General features: G+C 73.2%; 12 protein-coding genes. 3 read left to right on the top strand and 9 right to left on the bottom strand.

Going from position 1 to position 13,774, the window contains the following annotated elements; all coding sequences use genetic code 11:
* Positions 1-178: 178 nt before the first annotated feature.
* The 4 genes from ndk to folC are packed head-to-tail and all read right to left on the bottom strand — an operon-like array spanning position 179 to position 2,816.
* A complete protein-coding gene (ndk, locus tag KDN32_RS05680; RefSeq protein ID WP_211731089.1) occupies positions 179-610 on the bottom strand; it encodes a nucleoside-diphosphate kinase in 432 nt (143 codons plus the stop codon).
* Between the two features lie 9 nt (positions 611-619).
* Positions 620-1,054 (bottom strand): GNAT family N-acetyltransferase, encoded by a 435-nt coding sequence (locus KDN32_RS05675; protein WP_211731088.1) that lies wholly within the window; start codon positions 1,052-1,054, stop codon positions 620-622.
* Positions 1,051-1,452 carry a DUF4233 domain-containing protein gene (locus KDN32_RS05670; protein ID WP_249216366.1) on the bottom strand — a complete coding sequence of 134 codons (402 nt, stop codon included), beginning with the start codon at positions 1,450-1,452 and terminating at the stop codon, positions 1,051-1,053. The genes KDN32_RS05675 and KDN32_RS05670 overlap by 4 nt, the downstream gene beginning before the upstream one ends.
* On the bottom strand, positions 1,449-2,816 hold the full coding sequence (folC, locus tag KDN32_RS05665; RefSeq protein ID WP_211731087.1) for a bifunctional tetrahydrofolate synthase/dihydrofolate synthase: 1,368 nt from the start codon (positions 2,814-2,816) through the stop codon (positions 1,449-1,451). The genes KDN32_RS05670 and folC overlap by 4 nt, the downstream gene beginning before the upstream one ends.
* Before the next feature lie 50 nt (positions 2,817-2,866).
* Between folC and KDN32_RS05660 the strand changes: the two genes are divergently transcribed.
* Positions 2,867-4,807 carry a M48 family metalloprotease gene (locus tag KDN32_RS05660; protein ID WP_211731086.1) on the top strand — a complete coding sequence of 647 codons (1,941 nt, stop codon included), beginning with the start codon at positions 2,867-2,869 and terminating at the stop codon, positions 4,805-4,807.
* Between the two features lie 24 nt (positions 4,808-4,831).
* Positions 4,832-5,764: a quinone oxidoreductase family protein gene (locus KDN32_RS05655; protein WP_211731085.1), complete on the top strand. Its 933-nt coding sequence runs from the start codon at positions 4,832-4,834 to the stop codon at positions 5,762-5,764.
* Between the two features lie 13 nt (positions 5,765-5,777).
* Here KDN32_RS05655 and KDN32_RS05650 read toward each other — a convergent pair whose 3' ends face one another.
* Positions 5,778-6,797, bottom strand: coding sequence for a hypothetical protein (locus tag KDN32_RS05650; protein WP_211731084.1), 1,020 nt, complete (start codon positions 6,795-6,797; stop codon positions 5,778-5,780).
* Between the two features lie 10 nt (positions 6,798-6,807).
* A complete protein-coding gene (locus KDN32_RS05645; RefSeq protein ID WP_211731083.1) occupies positions 6,808-7,740 on the bottom strand; it encodes a GNAT family N-acetyltransferase in 933 nt (310 codons plus the stop codon).
* A 75-nt stretch (positions 7,741-7,815) separates the two neighbouring features.
* Here KDN32_RS05645 and valS point away from each other — a divergent pair, with 75 nt between their 5' ends.
* Complete coding sequence (gene valS / locus KDN32_RS05640; RefSeq protein WP_211731082.1) at positions 7,816-10,449, top strand: valine--tRNA ligase; 2,634 nt, start codon at positions 7,816-7,818, stop codon at positions 10,447-10,449.
* A 387-nt stretch (positions 10,450-10,836) separates the two neighbouring features.
* Here valS and KDN32_RS05635 read toward each other — a convergent pair whose 3' ends face one another.
* The 3 genes from KDN32_RS05635 to KDN32_RS05625 all read right to left on the bottom strand — a co-directional run bounded on the left by KDN32_RS05635 (position 10,837) and on the right by KDN32_RS05625 (position 13,770).
* Positions 10,837-11,619, bottom strand: coding sequence for a flotillin family protein (locus tag KDN32_RS05635; RefSeq protein WP_211731081.1), 783 nt, complete (start codon positions 11,617-11,619; stop codon positions 10,837-10,839).
* Between the two features lie 131 nt (positions 11,620-11,750).
* Positions 11,751-13,031, bottom strand: coding sequence for an ATP-dependent Clp protease ATP-binding subunit ClpX (gene clpX, locus KDN32_RS05630; protein WP_211731080.1), 1,281 nt, complete (start codon positions 13,029-13,031; stop codon positions 11,751-11,753).
* A gap of 130 nt (positions 13,032-13,161) precedes the next feature.
* Positions 13,162-13,770 (bottom strand): ATP-dependent Clp protease proteolytic subunit, encoded by a 609-nt coding sequence (locus KDN32_RS05625; RefSeq protein ID WP_211731079.1) that lies wholly within the window; start codon positions 13,768-13,770, stop codon positions 13,162-13,164.
* Positions 13,771-13,774: the final 4 nt, after the last annotated feature.

The following is a 13,774-nucleotide window of genomic DNA, read 5'->3' as shown; positions in this document are numbered from 1 at the left end:
GTGCTACGGGAGGCGCCGGCGGCCCGTGCCCCCGTGGGGGTAGTCCAGTGGCCAGACGTCCCCGGCCGTACGGTCCGATAGCGTCTCGCCACTGGACTACCGCCGGTCAGGGGCGGAGGCTTCGGGCTGGCGTGACGGATGCCTCGCTCAGCGCGTGGCGCGTGAGCGAGCTCGCGGGCTACGCGCTGAGCTCGGGGAACCAGATCCCGATCTCGCGGGCGGCGGACTCGGGGGCGTCGGAGCCGTGGACCAGGTTCTGCTGGACAGCGAGGCCCCAGTCGCGGCCGAGGTCGCCGCGGATCGTGCCCGGGGCGGCGACGGTCGGGTCGGTGGCGCCGGCGAGGGAGCGGAAGCCCTCGATGCAGCGCTCGCCCTCGATGACGACGGCGAGGACCGGGCCCGACAGCATGAACTCCACGAGCGGGCCGTAGAACGGCTTGCCCTCGTGCTCGGCGTAGTGCTCGGCGAGGACCTCGGCGGTCGCGGTGCGCAGCTCGACGGCCACGAGGCCGTAGCCCTTGGCCTCGATGCGGCGCAGGATCTCGCCGGAGAGTCCGCGGCGGACGCCGTCGGGCTTGACGAGGACGAGGGAGCGCTGGACGTCGGTCATGGCCGCAGCCTAGCGAGCGGGGCCGGCGAGGTCCTTGCGCAGGTGCACGTCGGCCTCACCGGCCACCGGGAGGGACTCCCAGCGGGCCAGCTCGACGTAGCCGTGGCGCTCGTAGAAGGCGGGCGCCTGGAAGGTGAAGGACGTGACGAACACGTGGCGCGCACCGCGGCTCGCGGCTTCCGCCTCGAAGGCGTCCAGCAGCCGGGTGCCGAGGCCGGCGCCCCGGAGATCGGCGCGCGTCCAGGTCATCGCGATCCCGGCCGCGAGGCCCCACGTCCAGCCGCTGATGCCGGCGGCGAGCCCCTCGCCGTCCTCGATCCGGACGGTGAGCTCCTGCTGCTCCCCCGCACCCGCCATGGCCGCGGCGTTGAAGGAGTCGAGCTCGTCGGACAGGCGCTGGTCGAGCGCCGGGTCGCCGGCGCCGACGGTGGTCGTGAAGCTCACTGCTGCTCCTCCCGCCAGGCCGCCCACGCGGCGGCGCGCTCGCGCTCGATCTTGCGGCCGAGCAGGTCGGCGGTGGTCCAGAGCACGGCGAAGACCGCGCCGAGCCCGAACATCACGGGGACGACGAAGCCGAGCGCGACGGCGGCGACCTGCACGACGTAGCCGGCGGCGTAGGCCCACTCCGCGCGGAGCATGCCGGCCAGCAGCACGCAGACCACCGCGAGACCGAGGCCGACCGCGAGCGCGAGGCCGGTGTCGACGTCGGCGATGGTGATCATCACCGGGGTCGTGAGGCCGAGGGTGATCGCCTCGAGGCTCAGCACCGCAGCCGCCATCCCGCGCCGCGGGGAGCGCTCGGCGGGGACCGGCGCGTCGGTCGCGGCCTGCTCCCCGCTCATCGGCGCCCCCTCGTCAGCAGCGAGCGGGCCTCGCCGACGGTGACGACCGAGCCCGTGACGAGCACGGCGCCGGCGCCGATCGAGACGTCGATCGCCTCCCCCGCCTCCGCGAGGGTCGCGGCCCGGTCGATCGCCTCAGCGAGGTCGGGCACGACGGAGACGCGGTCCTCGCCGAAGACCTCGGCGGCCACGCGACCCAGCGCGGCGGCCGACATCGACCGCGGCGTGGAGTTCTGGGTGCAGACCAGCTGCGCGAGGTGCGGCTCGAGGACGGCCAGCAGGCCCTCGGCGTCCTTGTCCTCCATCACGCCCATCACCCCGACCAGCGGGCTGAAGGAGAACGAGTCGTCCAGCGCCGCGGCGAGGGCCTCGGCGCCGTGCGGGTTGTGGGCGGCGTCGAGGAGGATCGTCGGGCTGCGCCGCACGATCTCCAGCCGTCCCGGCGAGGTGACCTCGGCGAAGGCGGCCCGGACCAGGTCGTCGTCGAGCTCACCGCTGCCGAAGGCCTCGACCGCGGCGAGCGCGACGGCGGCGTTCTGGGCCTGGTGGGCACCGTAGAGCGGCAGGAAGACGTCCTCGTAGGTCCCGCGCAGCCCGCGAAGCGTGACCACCTGGCCGCCGACGGCGGGCGTCCGGGACACCACGCCGAACTCGATGCCCTCGCGGGCGATCGTGGCGCCGACCTCGGTGGCCCGCTCCAGCAGGACCGCCGCGACCTCGGGCGTCTGCTCGGCGAGCACCGCGACGGAGCCGGGCTTGATGATCCCGGCCTTCTCGACCGCGATGGTGGCCGGGTCCTCGCCGAGGTACTTCGCGTGGTCGACCGCGATCGGCAGCACCACGGCCACGTCGGCGTCGATGACGTTGGTGGCGTCCCAGCTGCCGCCCATGCCGACCTCGACGACCGCGACGTCGACCGGCGCGTCGGCGAACGCGGCGTAGGCCATGCCGACGATCGTCTCGAAGAAGCTCAGCGGGTGGTCCTGCTCGGCGTCGACGAGGTGCGTGTAGGGCGCGACGTCGTTGAAGGCGCGGACGAACGCCTCGTCGTCGAGCGGCTCGCCGTCGATGGTGATCCGCTCGCTCATCTTCTCCAGGTGCGGCGAGGTGAACCGTCCGGTGCGCAGGTCGAGCGCGCGCAGCAGCGTCTCGACCATCCGGCTGGTGCTCGTCTTGCCGTTGGTGCCGGTCAGGTGAACTGCACGGAAGGAGCGCTGCGGCTCACCGAGCAGCTCGAGGAAGGCCTCGATGCGGTCCAGGCTCGGCTCGAGCTTGGTCTCGGGCCAGCGGGACAGCAGTGCGTCCTCGACCTCGTCGAAGGTCTCGGCGGGCCGGGCATTGGCGGAAAACGTCTCCTCGGACACCTCCGGGAGTCTAGTGTCACGGCGTCCGAGGCCCCGGGGGGAGGACCTACGTGAAGCACACCCGCCGCGCGGTGGTCGCCGTCGTCATGCTCGTCGGCTTCTACGCCTACGGCCTCCTGGTGCTGCTCGGCCTCGGCTGGCTGCTGGTCCACGCGATCACCCACTGGATCCCCGACGCCCTGTCCGGCACGGGCGCCCTGGCCTGGGTGGCCGTCAAGGGCGGCGTCGTCCTGGTCCTCGTCGCCGTCGCGCTGCTCGGCGGGCTGTTCGGCCGCCGGCGCGAGCCGGAGCCGGCACCTCCCGCCGGCGTGCTGCTGACCCGGCAGGACCAGCCGCTGCTCTGGAGCGTCGTGCGCGACCTGGCCGACCGGGTCGGGACGCGACCACCCGACGAGATCCGCCTGGTCGCGACGGTCAACGCCGGCGTCACCGAGGACGCCACCTGGCTCGGGCTGCGTCCCGGCACCCGACGGATGTTCATCGGCGCCCCGCTCGTGACGACGTTCAGCCAGGCCGAGCTGGTGTCGGTGCTCGCGCACGAGCTGGGCCACTACGGCGGGCGCCACACCGCCCTGGGCGGACTGGTCTACCGCAGCCGCGAGGCCATCGGCCGCACGCTGGACCGCCTCGAGCCCCACCCGGTCGTCCGCGCCGTGGTCGGCCTCTACGCCCGCCTCTACCTCGCGGTGTCCGCGGCCACCAGCCGGGCGCAGGAGGTCGAGGCCGACCGGCTCTCGGTCGAGGTGTCCGGCCCGGCGACCGCCACGCGCGCGCTGCTGTCGGTCGGTCCCCTCGGCGCGGCCTGGGACTACTTCGTCGAGTCCTACGCCCTGGCGGCGCGGGAGGACGGCCTGCGCCCGACCGACCTCTTCGGCGGGTTCGAGATGTTCCTCGGCTCCCCCGAGCGCCAGGAGCAGCTCGTCGAGCTCGCCGCCACGACCCCACCGGCACCCACGCACTGGGCGGACAGCCACCCGTCGGTCGAGGAGCGGGTGGCCGCGATGGAGCAGGTGCCGGTGGCCGACCTCGTCGAGCCGTCGCCGCCGGCCGTCGAGCTGCTCGGCGACTACCTCGCGGCGCTGCACGCCCTCGAGACCGAGCTGTTCGCGGGCTCCGGCCTGACGCCCGCCTCGTGGGACGAGGTCGCCCACGCCGGCGCCCGGCGCACCTGGGACACCCTGTCCGGCCTGGTCTCGGCCGCGGCGCGCCAGCACGGCGGCGAGCCACACCTCGACGGCGTCCTCGACGGGGTCGCCGACGGCACGTTCGGCAGCCACGTCGCGACGCTGGTCGTGGACCCGGAGGCTGCTCCCGAGGCGCGGCGCGAGCTGCTGGACGCGATGTGCCGCTCCGCCCTGGTCGCCGCTGGCGCCCGCGCGCGGACCAGCTGGTCCGGGCCGGCCGACCTGACGGGACCGCACGGCGAGGCGCTCGACCCGGCGCCCCTCGTCGCCGCGGCGCTCGAGGATCCGGCGGGCGTCGACGCGCTCCGTGCGTGGCTCGCCGCCCACGGGGCGTCGCTCGACCACGTGGCGGAGCAGCCCGCGACCAGGGACGGTCGTACGGAGCTCACCGCCCAGCCGCCGGAGCTGGTGTCGGTGATCGGTCGGGTGCGCTGCCGGGGCGCCTTCCGCTCCGGCGGGCTCTGCTTCCTCCTCACCCACGGGCTGGTGATGCGGACCTTCGACGGGGCGGAGTCGTTCGCCTCCCTGGGCAGCCCCCGCGCCCTGGTCTCGGTGGCGGCGCGGCGTCGCCCCGAGGAGCTGCTCACCGACCGCAAGGCGTGCGTCCTGCGGTGGGACGACATCAGGGGGGCGCACGCCTTCACCGAGGGCCGGCGACAGCGGGTCCGCCTCGACCTCGTCGACGGACGCACGCTGATCCTGAAGTGGCTGATGGACACCCACGACGACCCGCGGTTCCTGCCGGCCCTGGCCTACCTCCTCGGCGACCGGTTCCACGCGGAGGAGGCGTCCGCCGCCACCGCCTGACCCCCGGACTGGCAGGGTGGGGACATGGCGCTGCAGTGGATCGCGACCCGACCCGGCGACCTCGACGTCCTGGTCCTCGAGGAGCACGACGTCCCCGCTCCGGGGCCGGGTGAGGTGACCGTCGAGGTGCGCGCGGCGGGGATGAACCCCGCCGACGCCAAGCACGTGGCCCGCGGCCGGGCCGAGGACTTCCCGCGCCCGGTCGGCTACGAGGTCGCCGGCGTGGTGACCGCGGTCGGTCCGGACACCTCGATCGCCTCCGGTGACGTCGCGGTCGGCGACGAGGTCCTGGCGTTCCGGGTCGCGGGCGGATGGGCCAGCGAGCTGACGGTGCCCGCGCGCGACGTGTTCGCCAAGCCGGCGGCGCTGTCGTTCGACGAGGCCGCCAACCTGCTGCTCGCCGGCAGCACGGCCGCCGAGATGCTCCACGTGACGGGCGTGGGCGAGGGCGACACGGTCCTCGTGCACGGCGCCTCCGGCGCGGTGGGCGTGAGCCTGCTCCAGCAGGCCGCCCTGCTCGGCGCGTCGGTCGTCGGCACGGCCGGGCCGCACAGCTTCGACACGGTGGCGCGCTTCGGCGGCACCCCGGTGGCGTACGGTCCGGGGCTCGCCGAGCGGGTCCGCGAGCTCGCGCCCGGCGGCGTCGTCGCCGCCCTGGACTGCGTCGGCACCGACGAGGCGGTCGACGTCTCCCTGGCCCTGGTCGCCGACCGCGACCGGGTGGTCACGATCGCCGCCGCCGACCGTGCGCGTGCCGAGGGCTTCCGGGCGATCGCCGGGGCGATGCCCGCGAGCGCCGCCTTCCGGGACGCGGTGCGCGGCGACCTCGTGCGGCTGGCCGCCGAGGGGCGCCTGGTGGTGCCGGTCGCCCGCACGTTCGCGCTCGCCGACGCCGTCGAGGCGGCGCGGTTGCTGAGGGAGGGCCACCCCGGCGGCAAGCTCGCCCTGCGACCCTGACCTCGCCCCGCGCTCAGCCGCACGACACCACCCGGCGCCAGGGCTTGACGACCTGCAGCGACCGCCCGTCGAGCGGGCGCGCACGGAACTGGTCGAGCGCGTCCTCCCACCGCGGGTCGGCGGTTCCGGTCACGAACATCGACGACCCCTGGTCGGCGTAGACCAGCCCGTACCTCTTCATCGCGACGACGATCGTCCGCGCGACCCCCGTGTAGCGCCGCGCCGGGAACGACCGCGGCAGCCGGAACCGGAGGCCGTACGCGGGGAGCGTGCGGGCCGTGCTGCCGCTCGGCCCGCAGTGCCGGGCGGGCCAGGTGTAGGCGCTGCGAGCACTCGGCAGCGTGAAGCGGAGCGCGTGGGTGATCCGGCCCGACGCCGCCTCGTCGTAGGACAGCAGGCCGGGCAGGATCGGCAGGCCGGCCGCGTCCGCCGACGTCCAGCCGGCGGGACGCAGCCGGTTGGAGGACAGGTCCCAGCGCGCGGCGGCGGCGGCGCGCCAGCCCACGACCGCTCCGGACGCGTCGCGGACCCGCTCCGCGGCGTAGAGCTCGACGAGGTCGCAGGTGCCGCGGCGCACGGTGATGACGTGGCGGTCGCCCTCGGCGGGGTCCGGGTCGTCGGCGCTGCCGCCCTCGATCGCCGCGTCGGAGGGCACCGGCACCGGCCCACGGTCGCTCTCGTCGCGGTAGTCTTCGCCGTCGGTGCCGAACTGCAGCGGCAGCAGCGGCTGGTCGGCGTCGACGACGTTGACGGGGATGCCGTAGTAGGCCTCGGTGGTGCCGAGGTCGAGGTGGAGGTCGTGGCCGGCTGCCTGCCGACGGACGATCGCCGCCGACCAGCGCCAGACCGGTCGGCGGTCGATGCGACGGTTCCACGGGTTGTCGGCCGGGAACACCTCGCAGCCGCCGACGGTGTGCACCGTCGCGCGCCGCTCCCCCGCCGGCGTGGCGCCGGCCGCGACCGGGGCCGAGGCGGCCGCGGCGGCGACGAGGGACTGGACGAGCACGAGGGCCAGGACGAGGAGGCGCCGCATCCCCGGGAGCCTAGGGGCTGGCCGGGGTCCTGACGAGGTGCTCGGCCATGTCGACCACCGGGCGGTAGCCCAGGCCGGCGTAGATCTTGTTCGAGGTGGGGTTCGCGGTGTCGGTGAACAGGCACATCCGCGCGCCGTCGTCGAGCCCGCGCCGGGTCAGCTCGCCGACCACGTGGGACGCGATCCCGCGGCCGCGGTGCTCCTTCGGCGTGTAGACCGGGCCGATCCGGGAGACGCCGAACGCGGGGAGGCCGGCGCCGCTGAGGTGGGCCACGGTGCCGTCGGGCAGCTCCCACAGCCACTCCACGCCCTCCCGGATCCGGACGAGGACGCTGTCGAGGGTGTTGTGCTCGCCGCCGTCCGGGTCCGGCTCGCGCCCGGCCTGCTCGTCGGCCTCGGCGTGGAACTCGGTGAACCAGGCCAGCACCAGCTCGGCGTCGTCCTCCGTCGCCCGCCGCATCCGCCCCGCAGGGGCGTCGGGCACCTCGACCGACACCGCCTCCCACAACCGGCTGCCCTTGGCCACGACCATCTCGCCGCCCCACAGCCGGGCGGTCTCGCGGGCCAGCACCTCCGACCCGGGCAGCGCGCCATTCGCTCCGCCGAGCAGCTCCCCGCGCTCGTGCAGCGCCGCGGCGAGCAGCCGGGCGGCACGCTCCGGCATCGGCAGTGCGAAGGTCGGGTGCGGGCGGAACGGCGCCGTGCGCATGAGCGCGCTCACCACCCGACCGTCCCCGTCGCGCACGACGGCCCACCAGCGCGAGAACGGCGCACCGACCTCGGCCCACGAGTCGTGCCCGGCGGCGAGCTCGCGCGACGTGCGCGTCGTCACGCTGGCGATGACGCTGCCCAGGACGGGCTCCGCCGCCAGCACCTCCTCGGCGGCGAGGAGGAAGGCGTCGGGCTCGTCGAAGAACTCGAGGGTCACGTCGTCGTCGGACATGCCCCCACGCTAGGCGTAGGCGCACGGTCCGATACTCGTTTTCGCAGGCCGGAGCGCCCTCAATAGACTTCCCCCATGACTGAGAACCCCAGCACCCAGGCCCCGGGCTCCGCCCCGGCGACGACGACGAGCACCGACCCGCGTGCCGTCGTCGTACCCGACCGGCCGGCGCTGGAGGGGCTGGAGGACAAGTGGTCGCGTGCGTGGGCCGACAACGACACCTACGCCTTCGACCGCACGCAGCCGCGGGAGAACGTCTACTCGATCGACACGCCGCCGCCGACCGTCAGCGGCTCGCTGCACGTCGGCCACGTCTACTCCTACAGCCACACCGACCTGATCGCGCGCTACCAGCGGATGCAGGGCAAGGCCGTCTTCTACCCGATCGGCTGGGACGACAACGGCCTGCCCACCGAGCGACGCGTCCAGAACTACTTCGGCGTCCGCTGCGACCCGACGCTGCCCTACGACCCTGACTTCGCTCCTCCCGAGAAGCCCGACGCCAAGAAGCAGGTCCCGGTCAGCCGACCCAACTTCATCGAGCTGTGCGAGCAGCTCGTCGTCGAGGACGAGAAGGCGTTCGAGGCGCTGTGGCGCCAGCTCGGCCTGTCGGTCCAGTGGAACCCGACCTACACGACCATCGGTGACCACTCCCGCACCGTCAGCCAGCGCGCGTTCCTGCGCAACTTCGCCCGCGGCGAGGCGTACCTCTCCGAGGCCCCCACCCTGTGGGACGTCACCTTCCAGACCGCGGTCGCCCAGGCCGAGCTCGAGGCGCGTGACTACCCGGGTGCCTATCACCGCGTCGCGTTCCACCGCCCCGACGGCACCCCGATCCACATCGAGACGACCCGTCCCGAGCTGATCCCGAGCGTCGTCGCCCTGATCGCGCACCCCGACGACGAGCGCTACCAGGACGTCTTCGGCACCACGGTCACCTCGCCGGTCTTCGGCGTCGAGGTCCCGGTCCTCGCCCACCCGGCCGCCGAGCCCGACAAGGGCGCCGGGATCGCGATGTGCTGCACCTTCGGCGACCTCACCGACGTCATGTGGTGGCGCGAGCTCGACCTCCCGGTCCGCACGGTCGTCGGCCGCGACGGGCGACTGACCCGCGAGACGCCTGAGTGGCTCGCCGCCGACGCGGCGTCGACGGCGTACGCCGAGATGGCCGGCAAGACGACCTTCTCCGCCCGCGAGGCGATGGTTGCGCTGCTCCGCGAGTCGGGCGACCTCGACGGCGAGCCGAAGGCCACCCAGCGGATGGCGAACTTCTACGAGAAGGGCGACAAGCCGCTCGAGATCATCGCCACCCGCCAGTGGTACATCAAGAACGGCGGTCGCGACGCGGCGCTGCGCAAGGAGATGCTCGTCCGCGGCGAGGAGATCACCTGGATCCCCGCCCACATGAAGCACCGCTACGACAACTGGGTCGGCGGCCTCAACGGCGACTGGCTGATCTCGCGCCAGCGGTTCTTCGGCATCCCGTTCCCCGTCTGGTACCCGCTCGACGCCGACGGCGAGCCCGACCACGACCACCCGCTGCTGCCGACCGAGGCGCAGCTGCCGGTCGACCCCTCCACCCAGGCCCCCGAGGGCTACACCGAGGACCAGCGCGGCAAGCCCGGCGGGTTCATCGGCGACCCCGACGTGATGGACACGTGGGCGACGTCCTCGCTCACCCCCCAGATCGCCGGCCAGTGGGAGGTCGACGACGACCTGTTCTCGCGGGTCTTCCCCTACGACCTCGCCACCCAGGCGCACGACATCATCCGCACCTGGCTGTTCTCCCGCGTGGTCCGCGCCGACTACGAGCACCAGGTCGTGCCGTGGTCGCACGCGATGATCTCCGGCTTCATCGTCGACCCCGACCGCAAGAAGATGTCGAAGTCCAAGGGCAACGTCGTCGTCCCGACCGACATCCTCGACAAGTACGGCGCCGACGCCGTCCGCTGGCGCGCCGCGATCGGCCGCCCGGGCCTCGACTCGCCGTTCGACGAGTCGCAGATGAAGGTCGGGCGCCGGCTGGCGATGAAGGTCCTCAACGCCTCCAAGTTCGTCCTCGGCAACGTCGGCGCCACCGCGCTCAGCCCCGCGGCGGTCGGCGCGCCGGTCGACTGCGCCCTGCTCGGACGGCTCGAGGTCGTCGTCCGCCGCGCCACGGAGGCCTTCGACGCCTACGACTACACCACCGCCCTCGAGGTCACCGAGAAGTTCTTCTGGGAGTTCTGCGACGACTACCTCGAGCTGGTCAAGGAGCGCGCGTACGACGCCGACGGCGGTGCCGGCACCGAGTCGGCCCGCGCCACGCTGGCAATCGCGCTGCACGTCCAGCTCCGCCTGCTCGCGCCCTTCCTGCCCTACGCGACCGAGGAGGTCTGGTCGTGGTGGCAGGAGGGCTCGATCCACCACGCGGCGTGGCCGACGGCCGCCGACCTGGGCTCGGCCGCGGCGTCGCAGCCGCTGGTCCTCGACGCGGTCGCGGCGGCGCTGACCGGGATCCGTGGCGCCAAGTCGCAGGCCAAGGCCAAGATGCGCGCGCCGCTGTCACGGGTGGTCGTCACCGGCCCGCAGGCGCTGGTCGACGCCGCCCGGGAGGCGCAGGACGACCTGCGCGCGGTCGGGACCATCGTCGGCGACCTGGAGTTCGTCGCGGACGAGTCCGCCGGCGAGCTGCGGGTCAGCGCGGAGCTGGCGCCGACCGAGGACTGACGAGGTCGGCCCCTCGCGGCGGGAGGTCCCGCCGCGAGGAGGTCGACCACGTGTGCACCGTCCGGGCGGTCTCCCCTGTGGACTCCCGGTCGGAGGCCGGGGAGGTCGTCCCCGGCACGCGTGCGGCGAGCTCGGCCGGCATCCCCACGATGCTCGGCGCGTCCTCGACAGCCACCTCGACCCGGTCCCACACGGCCGGTGCCCCATCCGCACCGGCGATCGGTCGAGCCGGGTGGAACAGGTCCCCCAGGCGTGCGCCGTTGGCGGCGGCGCCCGTCAGCACCGCACACAGCAGGGCCGCCAGGGCGAACCCCACGAACGGCCTCACCCGGTCGACGCCGGCCTGGTCTGCTTCCCACACACCGGTGAGACGGCGCGACCGTCAGGTCATGACGCCGTTCGGTCGGACGTGGTCTGGACCGGCTGTCGCTCGGCGTCGCGCTGAGCCTTCTCGGCCTCCCGCTCCGCGTCCCGCTGGGCCTTCTCCGCCTCCCGCTCCGCGTCCCGCTGGGCCTTCTCGGCCTCCCGCTCCGCGTCCCGCTGGGCCTTCTCGGCCTCCCGCTCCGCCTCGCGCTGGGCCTTCTCGGCCTCCCGCTCCGCGTCCCGCCGGGCCTTCTCGGCCTCCCGCTCCGCCTCGCGCTGGGCCTTCTCGGCCTCCCGCTCCGCCTCGCGCTGGGCCTTCTCGGCCTCCCGCTCCGCCTCGCGCTGGGCCTTCTCGGCCTCCCGCTCCGCCTCGCGCTGGGCCTTCTCGGCGTCCTTGTCCGGCCTCGTCGTGGGCACGGTCGTGGGCACGGTCGTGGGCACGACGGGCACGGTCGTGGGAATCGGTGTCGGGGTCGGCACCGGGGCACCGAGGCCGCGGGCACCCGGGGTGTCGACGGCCCGACCGGACCACCGGGACGACCGGGACGCCTGCGGCCGGGTCGACCGCGCCGGCACGCCGGCGGTCGGCCGGACGGCGCTGAGCTCGGCGGGCACCATGATCGGCGCCCTGACCGCGGGGGTGGGCCGAGCCACGAGCGGCTCGACGACGCGTGGGGCGGCGATCGGCCGGCCGGGCCGGAACAGGTCGAGGCCGAAGCCGCGAGTCGCCGAGACCGTCATCAGGACGGCGCACAGGACCGACACGAAGACGAACCCCAGCAGCGGTCGCCACTGCTCGCTCTTCACCGGCTCCCCTTCCCACGCGTGATGCCACGTGGATTCTCGTCGAGCCGGGGCGCATGGTCCCCGTCGATGGCCCGGGACCACCCGAGGGGACCAATCGGACGTAGTCCGAACGGACTACGTCGACGGCTGGGTCAGGCCGACTTCTTCTTCTTCGCCTCGGCCTCGCGCAGCACGAGCGTCGGTGCCACGTCGTCCTGGACGACCTCGCGGGTGACGACGACCTTGGCCACGTCGCCGCGCGACGGCACGTCGTACATGACGTAGAGGAGGACCTCCTCGATGATCGCGCGCAGGCCGCGCGCGCCGGTGCCGCGCTCGAGGGCGGCGTCGGCGATCGAGTTGATGGCGTCCTCGGTGAACTCGAGCTCGACGCCGTCGAGGTCGAAGAGCTTCTGGTACTGCTTGACGAGCGCGTTGCGCGGCTCGGTGAGGATCTGGACCAGCGCCTCGCGGTCGAGCTTGCTCACGCTGGCGATCAGCGGCAGCCGGCCGATGAACTCGGGGATCAGGCCGAACTTGGTGAGGTCCTCGGGACGCACCTGCGCGAGCAGGTCGTCGGCCTCGCGCTCGGCGGCGCCACGGACCTCGGCGGTGAAGCCGAGCGACTTCTTGCCGACGCGCTGCTCGATGATCTGCTCGAGCCCGGCGAAGGCACCCCCCACGATGAAGAGGATGTTGGTCGTGTCGATCTGGATGAACTCCTGGTGCGGGTGCTTGCGCCCGCCCTGCGGGGGCACCGACGCGGTGGTGCCCTCGAGCATCTTCAGCAGCGCCTGCTGGACGCCTTCGCCGGAGACGTCGCGGGTGATCGAGGGGTTCTCCGCCTTGCGGGCCACCTTGTCGATCTCGTCGATGTAGATGATCCCGGTCTCGGCCTTCTTGACGTCGTAGTCGGCGGCCTGGATCAGCTTGAGCAGGATGTTCTCGACGTCCTCGCCGACGTAGCCGGCCTCGGTGAGCGCGGTCGCGTCGGCGATGGCGAACGGCACGTTGAGCATCCGCGCGAGCGTCTGGGCGAGGTAGGTCTTGCCGCATCCCGTCGGGCCGATGACCAGGATGTTGGACTTGGCGACCTCGACGACGTCGTCCTTGACCTTGCCGCTGACCGGCTGCAGGCCCGCCTGCACGCGCTTGTAGTGGTTGTAGACGGCCACGGCGAGCGACTTCTTGGCGTGCTCCTGGCCGATGACGTAGGAGTTGAGGAACTCGAAGATCTCGCGCGGCTTGGGGAGCTCCTCGAGGCTGACCTCGGCGCCCTCGGCCAGCTCCTCCTCGATGATCTCGTTGCAGAGCTCGATGCACTCGTCACAGATGTAGACGTTGGGTCCAGCGATGAGCTTCTTGACCTGCTTCTGGCTCTTGCCACAGAAGTTGCACTTCAGCAGGTCGCCGCCGTCACCGATACGTGCCACGAGTCGTGTCCTCCAGTCCCACCGGGACGATCCCGGCCTTCCACACCTTGTGATCAGGCCCCTCGACGGTACCCCGTGCCGACCCCCGACGGAGGCCGGACACGGGATGTCGCGAGGCTCAATTGTGCGCTCAGACGAGCGCGGGAGCACCCTTGCGGGACTCGATGACCGCGTCGATCAGGCCGTACTCCACGGCCTGCTGCGCGGTCAGGATCTTGTCGCGCTCGATGTCGGCGCTGACCTGGTCGATGTCCTTGCCGCTGGAGTCGGCGATCATCCGCTCGAGCAGCTCGCGCATGCGCAGGATCTCGTTGGCCTGGATCTCGATGTCGGACGTCTGGCCGAAGGTGCCCTCGGTGTAGGGCTGGTGGATGAGGATGCGGCTGTTGGGCAGCGCCATCCGCTTGCCCTTGGCGCCGGCGCCGAGCAGGATCGCCGCCGCGGACGCCGCCTGGCCCAGGCACACGGTCTGCACGTCGGGCTTGATGAACCGCATCGTGTCGTAGATCGCGGTGAGCGCCGTGAAGGAGCCGCCGGGGCTGTTGATGTAGATGCTGATGTCCGTGTCGGGGTTCATCGTCTCCAGGCACATCAGCTGGGCGATGACCGCGTTGGCCACGTCGTCGCTGATCGGCGTCCCGAGGTAGATGATGCGCTCCTCGAAGAGCTTGGCGTAGGGGTCGATGCGGCGGAAGCCGTAGGAGGTCCGCTCTTCCCACTGGGGGATGTAGTAGTTCATGTCC

It is taken from the genome of Nocardioides palaemonis (assembly GCF_018275325.1).
Classification (GTDB): Bacteria; Actinomycetota; Actinomycetes; order Propionibacteriales; family Nocardioidaceae; genus Nocardioides; species Nocardioides palaemonis.
This window is presented reverse-complemented; position numbering and strand designations above follow the sequence as displayed.

Coding starts and splice junctions, on each gene's coding strand:
- ndk (WP_211731089.1), bottom strand. CDS start 610: ATGACCGACGTCCAGCGCTCCCTCGTCCTCGTCAAGCCCGACGGCGTC.
- KDN32_RS05670 (WP_249216366.1), bottom strand. CDS start 1,452: ATGAGCGGGGAGCAGGCCGCGACCGACGCGCCGGTCCCCGCCGAGCGC.
- KDN32_RS05655 (WP_211731085.1), top strand. CDS start 4,832: ATGGCGCTGCAGTGGATCGCGACCCGACCCGGCGACCTCGACGTCCTG.
- KDN32_RS05650 (WP_211731084.1), bottom strand. CDS start 6,797: ATGCGGCGCCTCCTCGTCCTGGCCCTCGTGCTCGTCCAGTCCCTCGTC.
- KDN32_RS05645 (WP_211731083.1), bottom strand. CDS start 7,740: ATGTCCGACGACGACGTGACCCTCGAGTTCTTCGACGAGCCCGACGCC.
- valS (WP_211731082.1), top strand. CDS start 7,816: ATGACTGAGAACCCCAGCACCCAGGCCCCGGGCTCCGCCCCGGCGACG.
- KDN32_RS05625 (WP_211731079.1), bottom strand. CDS start 13,770: ATGAACTACTACATCCCCCAGTGGGAAGAGCGGACCTCCTACGGCTTC.